We start from the raw sequence: 20,776 nt of genomic DNA on the forward strand, positions 1-20,776 counted from the left end.
GGCTGGCTCCTGCCGCCTCCGAGTCGGCGTCCGGCCAGAAGGTCTCCATCGCCTGCTCGCGGTGCATGCGATGCGCTGGCTTCAGCGCCAGCAGCTTGACCAGCGCGGCGGCGCGGTCGCGTCGCCAGTCGGCCCCGGGTATCGCCCGGCCGTCGACACTGACGGCGAAGCGGCCGAGCAGATGGATCGAAACGCGCATTGAAGCACCATCAGCAAGATCCGTCTCCAGGCAGGGAACGCCGGGGAACGCTGGCGGAACATAGATTTCCTAATATGCCCTCGCAATCGAATTCCAACCGGAAAGGAACCTAACCATGTCACTCCGTATCGCAGACATCGCCCCCGATTTCACCGCCGACACGACCCAAGGTCCGATCTCCTTCCACGAATGGCTGGGCAAGGACTGGGGCATCCTCTTCTCGCATCCCAAGGACTACACGCCGGTCTGCACGACCGAGCTCGGCTATATGGCGCGTCTCAAGCCCGAGTTCGACAAGCGTGGCGTCAAGGTCATCGGCCTCTCCGTCGACCCGGTCGAGAAGCATGCGGGCTGGGCCAAGGACATCGCCGAGACCCAAGGCATGGCGCCGAACTTCCCGATGATCGGCGACCCGACGCTCGCCGTCTCGCAGCTCTACGACATGCTGCCGGCCTCGGCCGGCAACAGCGCCGACGGCCGCACCGCCGCCGACAACCAGACGGTGCGCAATGTCTACGTCATAGGTCCGGACAAGAAGATCAAGCTCGTCATTTCCTACCCGATGACGACGGGCCGCAACTTCGACGAGGTGCTGCGCGTGGTGGACTCCCTGCAGCTGATGGCCAAGCACCGTCTGGCGACACCGGTCAACTGGAAGCCCGGTGACGACGTCATCATCGCGGGTTCGGTGTCGAACGATGAAGCCACGCAGCTGTATCCGCAGGGCTGGAAGGAACCGAAGCCATACATCCGCATCGTGCCGCAGCCTGTCCTGACCTGATAGGCCGGACGACCTGCCTGGGGCGGGGCATCGGCGGCGAGGACGTGGGAGATAGGCGTTCTCGCCGCCACCGGAAGGCAACGAACGAGTTCAATCAGGCGCCACGGCATGGCGCCAAAATCTGGGGAACCGAGATGAGCACTGCAGGAAAACCACGCATCGTCGTTCTGGGAGCGGGCTTTGGCGGCCTGGAACTGACGACGCTGCTGTCCGAGGCAATGGGCGACGGCATCGAGGTCACGCTCATCGACAAGAGCGACGCCTTCATATTCGGTTTTTCGAAGCTCGACGTGATGTTCGGCCTGAAGGCGCCGGAGGCGGTGCGCTTGCCCTACAAGAGCTACGCCAAGCCCAGCGTGCGCCTGCTGAAGCGCACCGTCACCGCGATCGATCCGGAAAGGCGGCGTGTCACCACCGATGACGGCGTCTCCGATGCCGACTACCTGATCGTGGCGCTTGGCGCGGAATATGATTTCGATGCCACGCCAGGGCTGTCGGGGACCAACGAGTTCTATTCGGTTGCCGGCGCGGAGCGGCTGCGCGACGTGCTGCCCACCTTCAAGAAGGGCAGGGCGATGGTCGGCGTCTGCGGCGCGCCCTATAAATGCCCGCCGGCGCCGAGCGAATGCGTGCTGATGCTGCATGACTATCTGACGCGACAGGGCGTGCGCGAGGCTTGCGAGATATCGCTGGTGCTGCCGCTTGGCAGCCCGGTACCGCCGTCACCCGACACGTCGAGGGCGCTGCTTGCCGCCTTCGCCGAGCGCGGCATCGGGTTCATCCCCAGCCGTCGCGTCGCATCGGTCGACAACGCCCGCAACGTGGCTGTGCTCGACGACGGCACGGAAATGCCGTTCGATCTTTTTCTAGGCGTTCCCAAGCACCGCGTGCCGCCGGTCGTGCTGGAAAGCGGCATGTCGGAGAACGGCTGGATTCCGGTCAACCCGCGCACGCTCGAAACCAAATATGAGAATGTCTACGCGGTCGGTGACGGCGCCAACACCGGCACGCCCAAGGCCGGGGTGTTCGCCGAGGGCGCTTCGCGCGCTGTCGCCAGCGCACTCATCGCCAAGCTTCGCAGCAGCGGCAGCGGCGCCCTCTATGACGGCTTCGGCACCTGCTACATCGAATTCGGCGGCGGCCGCATCGGCAAGGTCGAGGTCGATTTCTTTTCAGGCCCGGCGCCGACCGGCAACTACTATGAGCCTTCGGTGGCGCTGCGTGCGGAAAAGGAAAAGTTCGGCTCGAGTCGTCGGTTGCGTTGGTTCGGCTCGTGAGCCGCCGACAAGCGGAACGACGGGCGTGACCGGGGCACGGCCGTCGGGAAGAGACCGCTCACCGACAATCCGAAGGCGGCCATGCGCCGCCTTCAGCCGTTGGCGGTCGGCGGCAGCTCGAACAAGGTGGCGCCGTTCTCTCGGCCCAAGTCGACATAGCCGATCACCTGGAACCATTTCGCGACATCGGGCCTGTCCAGCCAGCTGCGCGAATGGACAGGAAGGTTGCCGGCAAGTGCCTGAACGTGGCGGATGTGGCGCTTGCAGAAGCGGACCGTCGCGGCGTTGAAGAAATCCTCATGCGCGGCAAACAGCGTATCGGCGGCGTCCGCATGCTCATGCCAGGCGATGATCGCCACCGTCCTGTCGTCCTGCACGAGCGCATGCGCCCGACCTTCCTTCAAATTCATCATCAGATTGTCATAGGCGCTTTTGCTGTCCTTGCCGGCCGCCACATATTCGTCCGACATTCGCTTGGACAGGCCGCGGAAAACATCTTCCAGATCTCCGACCGTCGCAGCGCGTGCTCTCATTTCTCCTCCTGACAGCCCGTTAGCAGTTTGCCCCACCGAATGCGGTTCACCAAGAAAAGCAGATCCCCAATCGGGCCAATGCGCAAAATCTCATTCCGCGTTGGCCGATCCGCTCCCTGAGCGCGCTCGCATATGAGCATTGGCTTGAGATCGCATTTGCGCTGTCGGATACTGGTGGCCTCCTGGGCCTGCCCGGCCCGCATCCTTCCTAAAGGCCGCCATGATCGACCTGATTGAAACCATATACGAGGCGGCCTTCGTTCCGGAGCGGTGGAATTCGGTGCTTCGGAAGGCGAGCGACTTGTCGAATTCGGCCAGCGCCCAGGTCTTCTTCTTCAGCGACGACGGCCCGCCGCGCGGAACGACGCTCGACAATCTGCGGCCGCTGTTCGACGAGTTCGTCAAGGGCGATTTCTGGAAGTTCTGCGACAGTGTGCAGAAGATGTGCGGCCTGCAGCCGGCGAGCTTCGTGCGCGTCGACGACTTCATGAGCCCCGATGAGATCGAGCGCGATCCGGCCCGCATCATGCTGCGGCAATTCGGCATCGGCGCGCATCTGTGCACGGCGATCCCGATGCCGACCGGAGAGCTGGCGACCTTCGTCTTCCAGAAATGGATCCGGGATGGCGGCTTCGTGCAAGGCGAGGTCGACGGGCTCGATGTGCTGCGGCCGCATCTTGCCCGCGCCAGCCTTGTCGCCGGACGGCTGCGGGTGGAGCGCGCGGCCGCAGCCACCTCGGCCCTCGATCTGCTGGGGTTGCCGGCCGCCGTGCTGTCGGCCAACGGACGCGTCATGGCGACCAACACGCATCTGGACAGGCTCGACACGGCCTTCCTACCCGTGGCCTATGGCGGACTGGCGATCGCCGACCGCGACGCCAACCGGCTGTTCCAGCTGGCCGTGACCGGCATGAGCCGCGCCGACAATGCGGTCGGATCGATCCCCGTGCCTGGCATTGGCGGCGAGGCGCCGTTCGTCGTCCACCTGTTGCCGCTGCGGCGCTCGGCGCATGACATCTTCGGCAACGCCGATATCCTGGTGATGGCCACGCCCGTCAAGCCGAGCGCGCTTGTGCCTTCGGCGAGCCTGCTCAACGCCTTGTTCGATCTGACGCCGGCGGAGGCGCGGCTGGCAGCCGATCTTGCCGCAGGCCTCACTTTGGCGGAAACGGCCGCACGGGGCGGCATCACCGTCAAATCCGCCCGCACCTATCTCGAACGCGTCTTCCAGAAAACCGGCGCCCATCAGCAGAGCCAACTGGTCGCCATGTTGAAGACTCTGCAGCCTTTGGCCCCTCAGCCGCCCCGATGACCGGGCCCGCGTTGGAACGACGGAAGAAAGCATATCGTTGAATTCGTCGCCGGCCTGCCATAAAAGGCGCAAGTTTTCGAACGGCCTGAGGCTGCAGCGTTAGGGGTATGCATTGACGTCGAGCAGGCCGATCCTGATCACCGGCGCCGCCGGCTTCATAGGTTTTCACCTTTGCCACAGGCTGCTTGCCGAAGGCTGGCAGGTTGTCGGCCTCGATTCCATGAATGAGTATTACGACGTCGCGCTGAAGCAGGCGCGGCTCGAGCGGCTGAAGGCGTTCCCGAATTTTCGCTTCGAGCATGTCGATCTCGCCGACCGCGACCGCATCTCGGCGCTCTTTGCGTCGGTCGCGCCGGAGATCGTCGTCAACCTCGCCGCCCAGGCGGGCGTCCGCTATTCGCTGGTCAATCCGCACGTCTATGCGCAAAGCAATCTCAACGGCTTCCTTAACATCCTGGAAGGGTGCCGGCAGGCCTCGGTCGGCCATCTCGTCTATGCGTCGTCGAGCTCGATCTATGGCGGCAGCACGCGCATGCCGTTCTCGGTGCATGATTCCGCCGACCATCCCCTCAGCCTCTATGCCGCCAGCAAGAAGGCAAACGAGTTGATGGCCCACACCTACAGCCATCTGTTCGGGCTGCCGACGACGGGCTTGCGTTTCTTCACCGTCTACGGTCCGTGGGGACGGCCCGACATGGCTTTGTTCATCTTCACCAAGGCCATCCTCGCCGGCCAGCCGATCGACGTTTTCAACCACGGCAACATGCAGCGGGATTTCACCTATATCGACGACATCGTCGAGGGAGTGGTCCGCGTCATGCGGCACCCCGCGACGCCCAACCCCGATTGGACAAGCGCCGCGCCCGATCCCGCCACAAGCAATGCGCCGTTCAGGATCCACAACATCGGCGACAGCTCGCCCATCGAGTTGAACAGGCTGATCGACGTGCTGGAAGACGCGCTTGGGCGCAAGGCAATCCGCAACCTGATGCCGCTCCAGCCGGGCGACGTCCTGGCGACTTTCGCCGACGTGACCTCGCTCGAGGAGGTGATCGGCTTCAAGCCCAGGATTCCGATCGAGGTCGGCGTCCCGCGCTTCGTGGAATGGTATCGGGATTTCTACCAGGTCTGACGTCTGCGACAATCTGCTAGCGGTCGGTCGTGGACGCCTGCCTGTCTATCCAGAGCGCGATGAGCGTGCAGGCGGCGCCCGAGAGCAGATACGCGCCGGCGGCGATGAGGCCGAAATTACCGGCCAGAAGCAGCGCGGCAAGTGGCGCGAAGCCGGCGCCGAACATCCAGGCGAGATCCGACGTCACCGCCGATCCGGTATAGCGGTGCTGGCGCGAGAAGCTGGACGCCACGACGCCCGAGGATTGTCCGAAGCTTAATCCCAGCAGGATGAAGCCCAGCACCATGAACACCGTCTCGCCGAGGGTGCCGCCATTGAGAAGCTGCGGGGCAAAGCCGCTGAAGGCGGCGATGGCGACCGCGCCGCCGCCGAGCAGGGCGCGGCGTCCGACCCGGTCGGCGAGCGGGCCCGATGCGACGATCGCCGCGATGCCGAACAGCGCGCTCACCGCCTCGATCACCAGGAAACGCTCAGGACCTTCATTGGTGAACAGGAACACCCAGGACAGCGGAAACACCGTCACCATATGGAACAGGGCAAAGCTCGCCAGCGGCGCGAAGGCGCCGACCACGACGTTGCGGCCTTCCGTCCTGACCATGTCCCTGATGCGGGTCGGCTGCAGATCGCCGCTCTCGTAGAGTTTCGAGAATTCGGGCGTGACGACGATGCGCAGCCTGGCAAACAGCGCCACGACATTGATGGCGAAGGCGACGAAGAAGGGATAGCGCCAGCCCCAGCTGAAAAAGTCGTCCGCCGAGAGGTTCGCGACGAAGAAGGCAAACAGCGAGCTTGCCACGATGAGGCCGATCGGCGCGCCGAGCTGCGGGATCATCGCATAGATGCCGCGCCGGTTCTGCGGCGCATTCAGCGCCAGCAGGGAGGGCAGTCCGTCCCATGTCCCGCCGAGCGCAAGGCCCTGCAGGAACCGGGTAAGGCCCAGCAGCCAGGCGGCGACCGCGCCGACATCCTCATAGGAGGGCAGGAACGCCATGGCGACGGTCGAGGTGCCGAGCAAAAACAGTGCGATCGTCAGCTTGGCGCCGCGGCCATAGGCGCGGTCGAGCGCCATGAACAGCACGGTGCCGAACGGGCGAGCGACGAAGGCAAGCGCGAAGATGGCGAAGGAATAGAGCGTTCCGACCAGCGGGTCGTGCGTCGGAAACACAAGCTTTGGGAACACGATCACGGAGGCGATCGCATAGACGAAGAAATCGAAGAATTCCGACGTCCTGCCGATGATCACGCCGACCGCGATATCGCCGGCGCTGACCTGGCCGTGATGTGAGCCGATCAGCCTGCTGTCAGTTCCGGCAGTCGAAGTTTCAGCCATCTTGTCCGTCGCCACCGAGCTCGGTCCGGGACGCGCCCGGTCCGAGATGCGCTTGTCATCCATTATGCGTGCGCAGTTTCGCCAAAGCCACCCCGGCTGGGCATTGGACAAATTGTCCAATGTCGTTGCGCTGCCGGCGGCGGTAGCCGTTGATCATATCGCACCGCAACCTGCAGTGACTGCTGCAGGGCCATCGAGGGCAGCGTTTGATGAAACGATCCGGAGCCTTGCTTCTTTTTCCGCTGGCCTTGCTGCTCAGCGGCTGCGATCTGGTCGTGCTGGCGCCCGCGGGCGATGTGGCGGCGCAGCAGCGCGACCTGCTCGTCGTCTCGACACTGTTGATGCTGCTCATCATCGTGCCGGTCATGGCGCTGACCGTGCTGTTCGCCTGGCGCTACCGGCAATCCAGCACCACGGCGACCTATACGCCCGACTGGGACCACTCGACCAAGCTGGAGCTGGTGATTTGGGCCGCTCCCCTGCTCGTCATCATATGCCTTGGCGCGCTCACCTGGCTCGGCACCCATCTTCTCGATCCCTACCGGCGCATCGACCGGATCGAGCCGGGACAGCCTGTCACGCAGGCCCACAAGCCGCTCAGGATCGACGTCGTTGCGCTCGACTGGAAATGGCTCTTCATCTACCCGGATTACGGCATCGCCTCCGTCAACGAGCTGGCGGCGCCGGTCAACCAGCCGATCGACTTCCGCATCACCTCGTCCACGGTGATGAATTCCTTCTATATTCCGGCCCTTGCCGGGCAGATCTACGCCATGCCCGGCATGGAGACGAAGCTGCACGCCGTCATCAACCGTCCGGGCACCTATACCGGCTTCTCGGCCAACTACAGCGGCGCCGGCTTCTCCGGCATGCGCTTTGCGTTCCATGGCCTCTCGGACCAGGCGTTCGGCGAATGGGTGACGCAGACCAAGAGCGCGCAGGCCCCGCTCAACCGAGACAGCTATCTCGAACTCGAACGTCCGAGCGAGAACGAGCCGGTCCGCCACTATGCCTCCGTCGATCCGGACCTCTTCGGCGCCATCCTCAATTTGTGCGTCGAGCGCGGCAAGATGTGCATGAACGAGATGATGTCGATCGACGCCAAGGGCGGCCTGGGGCTGGCCGGCGTGCGCAACACCTTGCCGCTGCAATATGACAAGCTTGCCCGGCGCGGCGCGGTGTTCGGCAACGACCCGTCCTACGTCGCCAGCATCTGCACGGCGGAAGAGGCGGCCGCCGCCTCGCGCGCGGCCCGCGATGCCGATCAGAAATACTGGCCGGTCCGCGATCTTTCCCCGCTGCGCGGGGCGGGGTTGCTCAGTCCAGGCGCAGGCAGCCGTCGCGCCGACGCCAAGACGCCGTCGCTCGGTCTGCTGCGCTTCGAGTTGTGAGGAATGGCGGATGCCTGAGACGCTGACCAAATTCATCTTCGGCCGCCTCACTCTGGAGTCGCTGCCGCTGCACGAGCCGATCGTCGTCGTCACCTTCATCGTGGTGGCGCTCGGCGGTCTCGCGGTGCTCGGCGCCATCACTTACTTCAAGCTTTGGGGTTATCTGTGGCGCGAGTGGTTCACCAGCGTCGACCACAAGAAGATCGGCATCATGTACATGGCGCTCGGTCTCGTCATGCTGCTGCGCGGCTTCTCCGACGCCATCATGATGCGCCTGCAGCAGGCCATCGCCTTCAACGGTTCCGAGGGTTATCTCAACTCCCATCACTACGACCAGATCTTCACCGCCCATGGCGTGATCATGATCTTCTTCGTGGCGATGCCTTTCGTCACCGGTCTGATGAACTTCGTCGTGCCGCTGCAGATCGGCGCACGCGACGTTTCCTTTCCATTCCTCAACAATTTCAGCTTCTGGATGACGGTCGGCGGCGCCATACTGGTCATGGCCTCGCTGTTCGTCGGCGAATTCGCCCGCACCGGCTGGCTGGCTTATCCGCCGCTCTCGGGCATCAACTACAGTCCCGACGTCGGCGTCGATTATTACATATGGGCGCTGCAGGTTGCCGGCGTCGGCACGACCTTGTCCGGCATCAACCTGATCTGCACCATCATCAAGATGCGCGCGCCCGGCATGACGATGATGCGCATGCCCGTCTTCACCTGGACCTCGCTTTGCACCAACGTGCTGATCGTGGCGTCCTTCCCGGTGCTGACGGCGGTGCTGACGCTTCTGGCGCTCGACCGCTATGTCGGCACCAACTTCTTCACCAACGACTTCGGCGGCAACCCGATGATGTATGTGAACCTCATCTGGATATGGGGTCACCCGGAGGTCTACATCCTCATCCTGCCACTGTTCGGCGTCTTCTCCGAGGTCACCTCGACCTTCTCCGGCAAGCGCCTGTTCGGCTACACCTCGATGGTCTACGCCACGGTGGTCATCACCATCCTGTCCTATCTCGTCTGGCTGCACCACTTCTTCACCATGGGCTCCGGCGCCAGCGTCAATTCCTTCTTCGGCATCACCACGATGATCATCTCGATCCCGACGGGTGCGAAGATATTCAACTGGCTTTTCACCATGTATCGCGGTCGCATTCGCTTCGAACTGCCGATGATGTGGACGGTGGCCTTCATGCTCACCTTCACCGTCGGCGGCATGACCGGCGTGCTGCTTGCCGTGCCGCCGGCCGATTTCGTGCTGCACAACAGCCTGTTCCTGATCGCCCATTTCCATAACGTCATCATCGGCGGCGTGCTGTTCGGCCTGTTCGCCGGCATCGCCTACTGGTGGCCCAAGGCCTTCGGCTTCAAGCTCGATCCGTTCTGGGGCAAGGTCTCGTTCTGGTGCTGGGTGCTCGGCTTCTGGTTCGCCTTCATGCCGCTCTACATCCTCGGCCTGATGGGCGTGACGCGCCGCATGCGCGTCTTCGACGATCCTTCGCTGCAGATATGGTTCGTCATCGCCGCCTTCGGCGCGGTGCTGATCGCCTGCGGCATCGCCGCCTTCCTGGTCCAGATCTTCGTCTCCATCCGCAAGCGCGCGGAACTGGTCGATGTCACCGGAGATCCCTGGGACGGGCGCACGCTCGAATGGTCGACCTCCTCGCCGCCGCCGGCCTACAACTTCGCCTTCACGCCCATCATCCGCGACAACGACGCCTGGTGGGACATGAAGAAGGCCGGCTATCGGCGTCCCCTCTCCGGCTTCAAGCCGATCCATATGCCTGAAAACACAGGCACCGGCGTCATCCTGGCCGCCTTCAGCGTCGCGCTTGGCTTCGGCCTGATCTGGTACATGTGGTGGCTGGCGGCGCTGAGCTTCGTCTGCCTCATCGCCACCGCGATCGGCCACACCTTCAACTACCACCGCGACTTCGACATCCCGGCTGCCGAGGTCGAGCAAACGGAAGAGGCGAGGACGGTGCTCCTCACCGCTCGGGGGGCTAGGGCTTGAGCATGGCATCGACGGCGATCACGGCCGGCACCGAACCGGTCTTCCATCTGGAAGAAGAGCATGCGCATGCCGAAGGCGGCAGCACCATGCTCGGCTTCTGGCTCTATCTGATGAGCGACTGCCTGATCTTCGCCATGCTGTTTGCTGCCTATGGCGTGCTCGGCGGCAATTACGCGGCGGGTCCGGCGCCGAAGGACCTGTTCGATCTCGGCCTGGTGGCGGTCAACACCACAATGCTGCTGCTGTCCTCGATCACCTATGGCTTCGCCATGCTGACCATGGACAAGGGTCGCGTCGGCGCGACGCAAGCCTGGCTCGCCGTGACCATGCTGTTCGGCCTGGCGTTCCTCTCCATCGAGCTCTACGAGTTCGCGCATATGATCCATGAGGGCGCGACGCCGCAGCGCAGTGCCTTCCTGTCGTCCTTCTTCACGCTGGTCGGCACGCACGGCCTGCACGTCACCTTCGGCATCGTCTGGATGCTGACGCTGATGGTGCAGGTCGCGAGGCACGGCCTTATCGAGGCCAACCGCCGCCGGCTGATGTGCCTCTCGATGTTCTGGCACTTCCTCGACGTCGTCTGGATCGGCGTCTTCACCTTCGTCTATCTGATGGGGATGCTCAGATGAGCGCTCATGATCATGCCGGTCACGACCACACGCATGGCGGCGCCGCGCACGGGTCGCTGAAGGGTTACCTGATCGGCTTCGTCCTGTCGGTCATCCTGACCGCCATCCCGTTCTGGATGGTCATGACCGGCGCCATCGACAACAAGCAGGCGACGGCCATCATCATCATGGCCTTTGCGGTGGTGCAGATCGTGGTGCATATGGTTTTCTTCCTCCATATGAACCCCGCCTCGGAAGGCGGATGGTCGATGCTGGCTCTCATCTTCACGGTGATCCTCGTCGTCATCGTGCTGAGCGGCTCACTCTGGGTGATGTACCACCTCAACGCCAACATGATGCCCGGGCTCCACGAGATGCGGGAGATGCCATGAGCCCTGTTTTGGGCGCGGATGCGTCGGGCGTGGGGAGGGCCAAAGTCGAGGCGAAAGACATGATCGGCCGGGCAGCTATCGACACTGACGCCGCGCCCTCGAAGGGCTCCGCCTCGCGCTTCTTGCTCGCTTTGGCTGGGCTTCTCGGCGTCCTGGTGTTTCTCGGGCTCGGCATTTGGCAATTGGAAAGACGGGTCTGGAAGCTCGACCTGATCGTCCGCGTCGACCAGCGCATCCATGCTCCCGTCGTCGCTGCGCCTGGCCCTCAGAGCTGGAGCGGGTTCAAAGCGCCCGACTACGAATATCGCCATGTGCAGTTGAGCGGGCGCTTTCAGGGTGGCGCCAACACGCTGGTGCAGGCAGTGACCGAGCTTGGCGGCGGCTATTGGGTGCTGACGCCGATGCGCGACGATCGCGGTTTCACGGTCCTCGTCAACCGCGGCTTCGTTCCGCAGGAACGCAATGCGGAATTTCAACAACAGAGCGGCGGCCTGACATCGCCAACGGTGGTCGACGGATTGCTGCGCATCAGCGAGCCCGGCGGCGGGTTCCTGCGCAGCAACGATCTGGCGGCCAATCGCTGGTATTCGCGCGACGTCGCGGCAATCGCCAGGGCGCGCGGGCTGACCGATGTCGCGCCTTATTTCATCGATGCCGGGGCGTCCGGCGCGGACAGCTGGCCGCGCGGCGGGCTCACCGTCGTCACCTTCCGCAACAGCCATCTGGTCTATGCTTTGACCTGGTTTGCCCTGGCGGCGATGTTGGCGATCGCCCTCGCCAGGCCGATCCTCGCCGGACGTCGGAAGCGGGACGCGGCAAGATGAACATCTCGATCGCGCGGTTTCATCACGACAAGCCCATCCTGACGGTTCCGCCTGCCGGCCAGGGAGGCGCCGCCTCCAATTCCGATGTGACGAACAGGAAGAACCTGCTGCTCCTCATCCAGTTGCGCTGGCTGGCTGTGGCGGGGCAGGTGCTGACCATCCTGGTGACGCAATACTGGTTCGCCATTCCGCTGCCGCTGGCCGAGATGGCCGGCGTTGTGCTTTTCCTCGTCGGGCTCAACATCTTCAGCCTGCTGGCCCTGCGCGGCAATCGCCGCATCTCCAACGCGCAGCTCTTCGTCGCGCTGATCTTCGACATGGCGGCGCTGACGACGCAGCTCTACCTGAGCGGCGGCGCCTCCAACCCGTTCGTGTCGCTCTATCTGCTGCAGATCACGCTTGGCGCCGCGCTGCTGGCGCCATGGTCGACCTGGATCCTGGTGGCGGCTGCCTCGGCCTGCTTCGTCTTCCTCATCTTCGTCTTTCAGCCGATCGCGCTACCGCATCACGGCGGCAGGGATCTCCTGGCGCTGCATCTGCGCGGCATGTTCATCTGCTTCGTGTTGGCCGCCGGCCTGATCGTGATCTTCATGACGCGCATCAACCGCAACCTACGCGAGCGCGACGCCTATCTCGCCGACCTGCGCCAGCGCTCGGCCGAGGAAGACCACATCGTGCGCATGGGCCTGCTGGCCTCGGGTGCCGCGCATGAACTGGGCACGCCGCTTTCGACCATATCGGTCATCCTGTCCGACTGGCGCCAGATGCGCGGCGTCAAACGCAACCGCGAGCTTTCCGAGGACGTGGCCGAGATGCAGGCGCAGGTCGAGCGCTGCAAAAGCATCGTCACCGGCATCCTGATGTCATCCGGCCAGGCGCGAGGCGAGGGCACCATCCGCACCACGATCCGCCAATTCCTCGACGATCTCGTCCAGGAGTGGCGCGTCAGCCGCCAGCCTTTCAAACTCGACTACGGCAACGGTTTCGAGCCGGACGAGCAGATCGTGTCCGACACCGCGCTGAAACAAGTGATCTTCAATGTGCTCGACAATGCGCAGGAAGCATCGCACGATTGGGTCGGCATCACTGTCGAGCGGCAGGATGAGAAGCTGGTGCTCTCCGTCGAGGATCGCGGACCGGGTTTCGACAAGGATATTCTGGCCGCGCTCGGCCAGCCCTATATGTCGAGCAAGGGGCGGCCAGGCGGCGGCCTGGGCCTCTTCCTGGTGTTCAATGTGGTGCGCAAGCTCGGTGGCGACGTTTCGGCGCACAACCTGGCCGAGGGCGCCCGCGTTACCCTTTCGCTGCCGCTGGCGGCGCTGACCGATGGAGGCGATCGTGACATCTGATCGATCCTTGTTTGTCGTCGAGGACGACGCGACTTTCGCGCGGACGCTCAAACGTTCCTTCGAGAAGCGCGACTACGACGTCGTGGTCTCCCACGACCGCGACGCGCTGCTTGTCGCGCTGGAAAAGGCCGTTCCGGCTTACGCCGTCGTCGATCTGAAGCTCGGAGCCGGATCGGGTCTCGAATGCGTCAAACTGCTCAGCGCCCGCAATCCGTCGATGCGGATCGTGGTCCTGACCGGATTTGCCAGCATCGCCACGGCGGTCGAGGCGATCAAGCTCGGCGCGTGCCATTATCTGGCCAAGCCCGCCAACACCGACGACATCGAAGCAGCCTTCGGTCGCGCCGAGGGCGACGTTTCGGTGCCGCTCACCAGCCGCCCCACCTCGATCAAGAACCTCGAATGGGAGCGCATCCACGAAACGCTGGTCGAGACCGGCTTCAACATCTCCGAAACCGCGCGCCGGCTCGGCCTGCACCGGCGCACCCTTGCCCGCAAGCTCGAGAAGCGCGTGGTGCAGTAGCGCAATTTTTCTTGGAATTGCTCAGTAGGTGGTGCGTCCGCCCGACAGGTCGAATGTCGAGGCGGTGGTGAAGCTGTTCTCCTTCGAGACCAACCACGCGACCATGGCGGCGGCTTCGTCGACTTCGAGCAGTCGGCCGCGCGGAATGCGCGAGCGCATATATTCGATATGCTCCGGCGTCAGCTGGTCGAGGATGCGTGTCTGGGCGGTCGCCGGCGAGATGCAGTTCACGGCGATGTCGTATTGCGCCAGTTCCTTGCCGAGCGACTTCGTCAGGCCGATGACGGCTGCCTTCGAGGCCGAATAGGCGGCCGCATTCGGGTTGCCTTCCTTGCCGGCCACCGAAGCGATGTTGACGATGCGGCCGTAATTGCGCTCCTTCATGCCGGGCACGACGGCGCGGTTGACGTAGAAGGTGCCGTTGATGTTGATGTCGATGATCTTCTTCCAGACGTCGACGTCATAGACATCGAGCGGCGCCGCCGGACCGGCGATGCCGGCGGAGTTCACCACGATGGAGATCTTGTCGGCGATCTCCTCGGTCCTGGCGCGGGCCGCGTCGACCGCGTCCCAGTCGGCGATGTCGACCACCAGCGTCGTGGCGGCCTTGCCGAGTTCTTGCCTGGCGGCGTCGAGGCGCGCCTCGTCGAGGTCCCAAAGCGTGACCGTGGCGCCCGAGGCGACAAAGCGCTTGGCCATGGCGAAGCCGAGGCCTTGCGCGCCGCCGGTCACCACCGCGTGCTGACCGTCCAGATCGATCCTGTTCATAGCGGGCGTTTCCTCCAGTGTGATTTCGTTGCGGATGTTTCGGATATCGGCCGCACTGCGCCGGAATGCTTGAGCTTCCGATCCGTCATCGCGGCGCTACATGGTGGCGCCGAGGCTCCACGGCACAAACTCGTTGTCGCCATAGCCCAGCGCCTCGGACCTGGTGCGCCCGCCGGAGGCCACCCGCAGGATCTCCGCGAAGATTTCCTCGCCCTTCTGCGCCAGCGTCACACCGTCCAGTATGTCGCCGCAGTTGATATCCATGTCGTCGCGCATCTGCTCGAAGATGAACGAGTTGGAGGCGAGCTTGATCGAAGGCGTCGGCTTGCAGCCGAAGGCCGAGCCGCGCCCGGTGGTGAAGCACAAAATGTTGGCGCCGCCGGCGACCTGTCCGGTCGCGGAAACCGGGTCGTAGCCTGGCGTGTCCATGAAGACGAGGCCGCGCTCGCTGATCGGCTCGGCATATTCCAGCACCGCGCGCAAATTGGTGGTGCCGCCCTTGGCCGATGCGCCGAGCGATTTTTCCAGGATGGTCGTCAATCCTCCCAGCTTGTTGCCGGGCGAGGGATTGTTGTTCATCTCCATGTCGTGCCGGGCGGTGTAGTCCTCCCACCAGCGGATGCGCTCGATCAGCTTTTCGCCGACCGCCCGGCTTTCGGCGCGGCGGGTCAGAAGATGTTCCGCGCCGTAGATCTCGGGCGTCTCCGAAAGGACGGCGGTCCCGCCCTGCGCGACGAGCAGGTCCACCGCCGCGCCGAGCGCCGGATTGGCGCTGATGCCGGAATAGCCGTCCGAGCCGCCGCATTGCAGCGCCAGCACCAGCTCGGAGGCCGGTTGCGGCGTGCGTCGCGCGGCGTTGACGATCGGCAGCATCTCGACGATCGCCTTCACCCCGGCATCGACCGTCTTGCGCGTGCCGCCGGTTTCCTGGATCGTCATCGTGCGGAAGGTGGTGCTCTCCTCGATGTCGTAGGACTGCATCCAGCGCGGAATCTGGAAGGCTTCGCAGCCCAACCCGACCATCAGCACGCCGCCGACATTGGGATTGGTGGCGAACCCCCATTGTGTGCGCTTCAGGAGATCGTAGGCCGGGCCCTTGGTATCGATGCCGCAGCCGGTGCCGTGGACGAGCGAGATGATGCCGTCGACATTGGGATAGTCGCGCAAGATGCCGGAGCGATTGACCTCCTCGGCGATGAAGCGCGCGACGCTGGCCGAGCAGTTCACCGAAGTCAGCGTGGCGATGTAGTTGCGCGTGCCGACTTTGCCGTTCGGTCTGCGGTACCCCATGAAGCTCGCCCGTTCGCCCTCGGGAAGCATCGCCGTTTGCCTGGCGTCCGCGCCATAGCCGTAGTCCCGCTCGAAATCGCGCAGGTAGACGTTGTGCTCGTGCACCCAGTCCCCGGCCGCGATCGTTTCGCGCGCGAAGCCGATGGTCTGGCCGTACTTCACGATCGGCTCGTCCGCCGCGATGTCGCACATGGCCATCTTGTGGCCGCGCGGGATTCTGGCCCGCGCCGCGACGTCGCCGGCCTTCTCGCCGGTCGCCAGCGGATCGACCGCGAGCAGGATGTTATCCGCGTGCGAAAGCTTGATGAAGCGTGCCATGGCCCAAGACTCTGAAGAAGGTTTCTCGCCGGCGTCCGCCACGAGATTTGATAGATGGGAATACTAATATAATAGAATGTCAGTGGTCAAGCAGCGCTTGATCGCGTTTCGTTGGAACCGCTGTTGTGGACACTGTTCGCATGGGCCCGGCAGAGCGGGATTGCCGCCTGCGCGCGCAAATCCTTGCCCCATCCATCGACGTCGCGAGCGGCTCAGTCCAGGTGGAAGACTTCCTCCATCGCCGCCCACCACTCGCCTGAAGCGCGGGTGGTCAAGGGCTGCTGCATCGGGTCGCATAGCTCCCACCATTTGCGCATCGCCGGCGCTTCGCCCATCCGCGCGGCGTCCGCTGCGAAATCGTCGCCGTGATATTCCCAATAGGCGAATAGCAGGTTCTCCGGCTCGCGCAGGAAGATGGAGTAGTTCCTTATGTTGGCGCGGCTGATGACCTCGAGCACGTCGGGCCACACCGCGGCATGCACGCGCTTGTATTCCTCCATCGCCTCGGCTTTCAGGCCGATGCAAAGCCCCATTCTCTTCATAAGCTGGTCTCGCTTGGTTTTGGCGTGCCGGATCGTTCAGCCGAGGAGCTCGGCGGCGACTTCGAGCGTGTTGCGGAAGGACGTCTCCAGATGACTCTCCATCGCCTGCGCGGCGCCCTCGGCGTCCTGGCGCTTCAGTGCGTCGAGGATGGCCTCGTGCTGCTCGATCGTCTGCTCGCCATAGCCGGGCTTGGGGATCGCGAGATAGCGGCCGCGATCCATCTGCGCCTTGGAGATGTCGACCACCCGCCAGATCGCCGGCAGGCCGCAGATCTCGGCTATGGTGCGGTGGAAGACGTCGTCGAGCTGGATCGCGACGGCATAGCGTCCACGCGAGATGGCGAGCTTGTGAGCGGCCATGTTGTCTTCCAGGAGTTCGGCTGCCTGCGGCGTCATCTTGGCCGCGGCGCGCCTTGCGCTTTCCATTTCCAGCGCCCGGCGGATGACATAGGCTTCCTCGAGATCGGCGCGGCTGATCGGCGCGACATAGGTGCCGCTCTGCGCCAGGATCTTGACCAGCCCTTCGTCGCTGATGCGCTTGACCGCCTCCCGCACCGGCGTGCGCGATACGCCGAGCGCCTCGGCAATCGCCACCTCGTTGATGATCTCGCCGGGCTTCAGCCGTCCGACGACGATCAGGTTGCGGACCTTGTTGTAGATCTGGTCGCGCAGCGGCAGAGCCCGATTGAGGGTCGAAGGGTCCAGATCCATGAAAAATCCCATCGCTCGTCCACGCCAATGGATAAATTATATTAGAATGCCAACCGGAATGCACGCACCCGCGAAGCCGATTGCCTCCCTGTCGAAAGCGGCTGAAAACCAGCTTGCCAGAACTGTTATATTAGTGCAATAGTGCCGGCCGTCGCGATGATCGGCGTCGCGGCGGGAGCGTTTCAGGGTGCCTAAGCGTGGTTTTCGCGAAGGCCTTCGGGGTCGGCTTGAGGGGCCGGTCACTGCGCTCGACATGACCGATGATCCCGCGCTGGCCGCGCCGGGCCGTCTTGCCAGGGAGGACCAAGCCAGAAATGACTGCCGTGGCGGATTGTGCCCTGGACATGCGAGGCATCAGCAAGACGTTTCCGGGCGTGAAGGCGCTGTCGAACGTCAATTTCGCCGTGAAATTCGGCACCGTCCACGCGGTCGTCGGCGAGAATGGCGCCGGCAAGTCGACCCTCATGAAAGTGCTCAACGGCTCATACGCGCCGACCAGCGGCACCATCTGGGTCGGCGGCAATGAGGTGCGCATGCGCAAGCCGGCGGACGCGCAGGCGCTCGGCATCCGCATGGTCCACCAGGAGATCAATCTTGTCCCCGACCTGACCGTCGCCGAGAACGTCTATCTCGGCCGCATGCCCGGCAGATGGAGCTGGCTGCGCAAGGGCGAGATGATCGGGAAGGCCGCGGCGATCCTCAAGGAACTGGGCGCCGCGATCAATCCGCGCGAACGGCTGGGCAATCTCTCGATCAGCCAGCAGCAGCTGGTCGAGATCGCCAAGGCCTATGCGGCCCAGCCCCGCATCATCGTGCTCGACGAGCCGACATCGTCGCTCAGCGAACACGAGACGGCGGCGCTCTTCCGCATCCTGCGCAAGATGCGCGGCGAAGGCATCGCCATCGTCTACATCAGCCACAGGCTGAAAGAGGTTCTGGAGATCGCCGACGAGGTCACCGTGCTGCGCGACGGCTCGATGATCGAGACGCGGCCGATCGAAGGGATCACCGCGGCCGAGATGATCAGGCTGATGGTCGGCCGCGAGGTGAGCAACGTCTTTCCCAAGAGCCCCGCCGAGATCGGCGCATCGGTGCTGCGCGTCGAGCGCATCGGCGACGGCGCGAGTTTCCGCGATGTCAGCTTCGACGTGCGGGCCGGCGAGATCCTTGGGTTGACCGGCCTCGTCGGCGCCGGCCGCAGCGAAGTCGCGCGCGCCATTTTCGGCCTGTCGCGTCTGGTCGAGGGAAGCGTCAGCGTCGACGGCCGCAAGGTCGTCATCAGCTCGCCGTCCGAAGCGGTGCGCGCCGGCATCGCCTACGTCCCGGAAGACCGCAAGGGCGACGGCATCGTGCCCGGCATGTCGGTGCGCGAGAACATCAGCCTGCCGATCCTGCGCCGCCTGACCAGCTTCGGCCGCATCAGGGGCAGCGCCGACCGTTCCTTGTCGGCCCTTTACGTCAAGCAGTTCTCGATCTCACCGCCTGACGGCGAGCGGCGCATCAATCTCCTGTCGGGCGGCAATCAGCAGAAAGCGGTCATCGCCAAATGGCTGGCGGCAAAGCCCGCCGTGCTGATCCTCGACGAGCCGACGCGCGGCGTCGATGTCGGCGCCAAGGCGGAGATCCATCACATCATCGGCCAGCTGGTCGCCGACGGCATGGCGGTGGTGATGATCTCGTCGGAACTGCCTGAAATCCTCGGCGTATGCGACCGCGTCGTGGTGATGCGCGACGGCCGCGCCTCGATGCCGCTGACGCGTGCCGAGCTCAGCGAGGAGCGCATCATGGCGCTTGCGACCGGCGAGGAAGCGGCGTGACGGACGCAGCCATGGAGATCAGCGGCGTGAACCGCAACGACCGTTTTACGCGCGGCAGCAGGCTCGTCGATGCGCTGTCGAAGGCCGGCCTTGTGCTGGCCATCCTAGCTGTCATCCTCTACGGCTCATTCGCCAGCCCGGCCTTCTTCACCGCCGGCAATCTGCTCAACGTGCTGACCTCGATGTCGATCGTCGGCATCGTCGTGGTCGGTATGACCTTCGTGCTGGTGGTCGGCGGCCTGGCGGACCTGTCGGTGCCCGCCACCATCGCTTGCGGCGCGATCCTTTCGCTGGGGCTGCAGCCGCTGGTCGGCCCCGTGCCCGCCTTCGTCCTGGCGGTCGCGCTGGCCGGGCTGATCGGTCTGCTCAACGGCGTTCTCGTCGGCTATGCCGGCATCAATCCGATCATCGCCACGCTTGGCGTCGGAACCATCGGCCTCGGCATCGTCCAGGCCGCGGTCGGCGGCGTCACGATCATCGGCGGCTTCGGCTCGGTGCCGAGGGCCATCGCCGGGCTCGTCTTCGTGCAGCTCCTAACCAATGTCATGGTGCTGCAAGGGGTGCGCACTCCGGTCCAGGGCTTTGTGCTGGGCATCCTCATCGTCTGCGCAGTCGGCATGGACGCCGCGCTGCGCAAGCGGGGAGCGGCATGATGCGCTTCCTGGTCTTGGCCTCGCAATATCGCGTCCTCATCATCCTCGGTCTGACGCTTGTCGTCTCGGCGCTGGTCGTGCCGGGCTATCTGGCACCGTCCACGCTCGGCCTCGGCCTCGACCGGGCCGCCACCATCGGCCTGATCGCCATCGGCCTGACCGTGCTTCTGATCGCCGGACAGATCGATCTCTCTGGCGGCGCGGTGTTCGCGCTGGCCGGCATCGTCTCGGTCATCCTGCAGCGCGAGATCGGCATCCTGCCGGCGGCGATCGTCGGCATCCTCGTCGGCGCCGTCGCCGGCGCGATCAACGGCGCCCTGGTCGTCGGGCTGAAGATCAACTCGCTGGTGCTGACGCTGGCCACGATGCTGATCTTCCGCTCGCTCGCGCATTGGGTCACCAACAGCCAGCCGGTGACCGGCACCGACATCATGCTGTCGCTGGCGCTGGCCAAGACCTATCTCGAGATATTCACCATCCGCAGCGCGCTGTTCATCGTCCTGATCGTGCTCTTGCATGTCTGGCTGACGCGCACCATCCCGGGTCGCAACGTCTTTGCCGTCGGCTCCAATCCGGCCGCCGCCAAGGAAAGCGGCATCGCCTCGGACCGCATCGTCTTTCTGGGCTTCGTCTTCGCCGGCACGCTGGCCGGCCTCGCGGGCGTCCTCCAGAGCCTCGTCACCAACACCGGTTCGCCCGTCTTCGGCTCGGAACTGACGGTCGCCGTCATCGCCGCCGTCGTCGTCGGCGGAACCCGCCTCGAAGGCGGCAGGGGATCCGCGCTCGGCACGCTAGGCGGCGTGCTGACGATCGGCTCGCTGACCATCGCGATGGAGTTCCAGTCCATACCCGCATACGTCCAGCAGGTCGTGTCCGGGCTGATCCTGATCCTGCTCGTCGTGCTCGATCGGGCCGTTACTGCCAAGCGGAGGGCTCCGGGCACGCGCCCAGCGCTCGTTCGCGACAAACCAATCACTCAAGGAGGAAATCTATGATCGGGAGGAAACAT

Annotated in this window: 20 protein-coding genes and 1 pseudogene; 14 read left to right on the forward strand and 7 right to left on the reverse strand. The window is 64.4% G+C overall.

Features of this window, described 5'->3' with window-relative positions; genetic code table 11:
• A pseudogene (locus tag FJ471_RS14815) lies at positions 1–199 on the reverse strand (hypothetical protein); the annotation flags it as partial.
• Between the two features lie 115 nt (positions 200–314).
• Between FJ471_RS14815 and FJ471_RS14820 the strand changes: the two are divergent.
• Together FJ471_RS14820 and FJ471_RS14825 are read left to right on the forward strand one after the other, a co-directional pair.
• The gene (locus FJ471_RS14820) at positions 315–980 is read left to right on the forward strand and encodes a peroxiredoxin (RefSeq protein ID WP_140804182.1); all 666 of its coding nucleotides are present in this window, start codon (positions 315–317) and stop codon (positions 978–980) included.
• A 134-nt stretch (positions 981–1,114) separates the two neighbouring features.
• Positions 1,115–2,257 carry an FAD/NAD(P)-binding oxidoreductase gene (locus tag FJ471_RS14825; protein ID WP_140804183.1) on the forward strand — a complete coding sequence of 381 codons (1,143 nt, stop codon included), beginning with the start codon at positions 1,115–1,117 and terminating at the stop codon, positions 2,255–2,257.
• A gap of 92 nt (positions 2,258–2,349) precedes the next feature.
• Here the strand turns inward: FJ471_RS14825 and FJ471_RS14830 are convergent, their stop codons facing one another.
• Positions 2,350–2,790, reverse strand: a complete 441-nt coding sequence (locus FJ471_RS14830) for a hypothetical protein (protein ID WP_140804185.1) — start codon at positions 2,788–2,790, stop codon at positions 2,350–2,352.
• A gap of 220 nt (positions 2,791–3,010) precedes the next feature.
• On the opposite strand from FJ471_RS14830, the gene FJ471_RS14835 reads away from it, so the two are divergent.
• Together FJ471_RS14835 and FJ471_RS14840 are read left to right on the forward strand one after the other, a co-directional pair.
• Positions 3,011–4,102, forward strand: a complete 1,092-nt coding sequence (locus FJ471_RS14835; protein WP_140804187.1) for a helix-turn-helix transcriptional regulator — start codon at positions 3,011–3,013, stop codon at positions 4,100–4,102.
• Between the two features lie 112 nt (positions 4,103–4,214).
• Positions 4,215–5,234, forward strand: a complete 1,020-nt coding sequence (locus tag FJ471_RS14840) for an NAD-dependent epimerase (protein ID WP_140804188.1) — start codon at positions 4,215–4,217, stop codon at positions 5,232–5,234.
• A gap of 16 nt (positions 5,235–5,250) precedes the next feature.
• On the opposite strand, the gene FJ471_RS14845 is transcribed toward FJ471_RS14840, so the two are convergent.
• Positions 5,251–6,564 (reverse strand): MFS transporter, encoded by a 1,314-nt coding sequence (locus FJ471_RS14845; RefSeq protein WP_140804190.1) that lies wholly within the window; start codon positions 6,562–6,564, stop codon positions 5,251–5,253.
• Between the two features lie 209 nt (positions 6,565–6,773).
• Here FJ471_RS14845 and cyoA point away from each other — a divergent pair, with 209 nt between their 5' ends.
• Genes cyoA through FJ471_RS14880 form a run of 7 tightly spaced genes read left to right on the forward strand, consistent with a single transcriptional unit; the run spans position 6,774 to position 13,668 of the window.
• Complete coding sequence (cyoA, locus tag FJ471_RS14850; RefSeq protein ID WP_140804191.1) at positions 6,774–7,955, forward strand: ubiquinol oxidase subunit II; 1,182 nt, start codon at positions 6,774–6,776, stop codon at positions 7,953–7,955.
• A 10-nt stretch (positions 7,956–7,965) separates the two neighbouring features.
• Positions 7,966–9,972 carry a cytochrome o ubiquinol oxidase subunit I gene (gene cyoB, locus FJ471_RS14855; RefSeq protein WP_140804193.1) on the forward strand — a complete coding sequence of 669 codons (2,007 nt, stop codon included), beginning with the start codon at positions 7,966–7,968 and terminating at the stop codon, positions 9,970–9,972.
• A gap of 2 nt (positions 9,973–9,974) precedes the next feature.
• Positions 9,975–10,601, forward strand: a complete 627-nt coding sequence (cyoC, locus tag FJ471_RS14860; RefSeq protein ID WP_140804267.1) for a cytochrome o ubiquinol oxidase subunit III — start codon at positions 9,975–9,977, stop codon at positions 10,599–10,601.
• Positions 10,598–10,972, forward strand: a complete 375-nt coding sequence (gene cyoD / locus FJ471_RS14865; protein ID WP_140804194.1) for a cytochrome o ubiquinol oxidase subunit IV — start codon at positions 10,598–10,600, stop codon at positions 10,970–10,972. The genes cyoC and cyoD overlap by 4 nt, the downstream gene beginning before the upstream one ends.
• On the forward strand, positions 10,969–11,796 hold the full coding sequence (locus FJ471_RS14870; protein WP_281408536.1) for an SURF1 family protein: 828 nt from the start codon (positions 10,969–10,971) through the stop codon (positions 11,794–11,796). Before cyoD ends, FJ471_RS14870 begins: the two co-directional genes overlap by 4 nt.
• Positions 11,793–13,145 (forward strand): ATP-binding protein, encoded by a 1,353-nt coding sequence (locus FJ471_RS14875; protein WP_140804196.1) that lies wholly within the window; start codon positions 11,793–11,795, stop codon positions 13,143–13,145. Before FJ471_RS14870 ends, FJ471_RS14875 begins: the two co-directional genes overlap by 4 nt.
• Entirely contained in the window at positions 13,135–13,668 is a 534-nt protein-coding gene (locus FJ471_RS14880) for a response regulator transcription factor (RefSeq protein ID WP_181179412.1), read from the forward strand. Before FJ471_RS14875 ends, FJ471_RS14880 begins: the two co-directional genes overlap by 11 nt.
• A gap of 21 nt (positions 13,669–13,689) precedes the next feature.
• Here FJ471_RS14880 and FJ471_RS14885 read toward each other — a convergent pair whose 3' ends face one another.
• From FJ471_RS14885 to FJ471_RS14900, 4 genes are all read right to left on the reverse strand, one after another.
• On the reverse strand, positions 13,690–14,436 hold the full coding sequence (locus FJ471_RS14885; protein WP_140804200.1) for an SDR family NAD(P)-dependent oxidoreductase: 747 nt from the start codon (positions 14,434–14,436) through the stop codon (positions 13,690–13,692).
• 96 nt (positions 14,437–14,532) lie between these two features.
• Positions 14,533–16,044 (reverse strand): altronate dehydratase family protein, encoded by a 1,512-nt coding sequence (locus FJ471_RS14890; RefSeq protein ID WP_140804202.1) that lies wholly within the window; start codon positions 16,042–16,044, stop codon positions 14,533–14,535.
• A 212-nt stretch (positions 16,045–16,256) separates the two neighbouring features.
• Complete coding sequence (locus FJ471_RS14895) at positions 16,257–16,586, reverse strand: L-rhamnose mutarotase (protein WP_140804204.1); 330 nt, start codon at positions 16,584–16,586, stop codon at positions 16,257–16,259.
• A 36-nt stretch (positions 16,587–16,622) separates the two neighbouring features.
• On the reverse strand, positions 16,623–17,297 hold the full coding sequence (locus FJ471_RS14900; RefSeq protein WP_140804206.1) for a GntR family transcriptional regulator: 675 nt from the start codon (positions 17,295–17,297) through the stop codon (positions 16,623–16,625).
• 344 nt (positions 17,298–17,641) lie between these two features.
• Between FJ471_RS14900 and FJ471_RS14905 the strand changes: the two genes are divergently transcribed.
• The 3 genes from FJ471_RS14905 to FJ471_RS14915 are packed head-to-tail and all read left to right on the forward strand — an operon-like array spanning position 17,642 to position 20,762.
• Positions 17,642–19,114, forward strand: a complete 1,473-nt coding sequence (locus FJ471_RS14905; RefSeq protein ID WP_246684729.1) for a sugar ABC transporter ATP-binding protein — start codon at positions 17,642–17,644, stop codon at positions 19,112–19,114.
• Positions 19,111–19,767, forward strand: coding sequence for a hypothetical protein (locus tag FJ471_RS14910; protein WP_246684730.1), 657 nt, complete (start codon positions 19,111–19,113; stop codon positions 19,765–19,767). Before FJ471_RS14905 ends, FJ471_RS14910 begins: the two co-directional genes overlap by 4 nt.
• A complete protein-coding gene (locus FJ471_RS14915) occupies positions 19,764–20,762 on the forward strand; it encodes an ABC transporter permease (RefSeq protein ID WP_246684731.1) in 999 nt (332 codons plus the stop codon). Before FJ471_RS14910 ends, FJ471_RS14915 begins: the two co-directional genes overlap by 4 nt.
• Positions 20,763–20,776: the final 14 nt, after the last annotated feature.

This window comes from Mesorhizobium sp. B2-7-1, assembly GCF_006440735.1.
Taxonomy (GTDB): Bacteria; Pseudomonadota; Alphaproteobacteria; order Rhizobiales; family Rhizobiaceae; genus Mesorhizobium.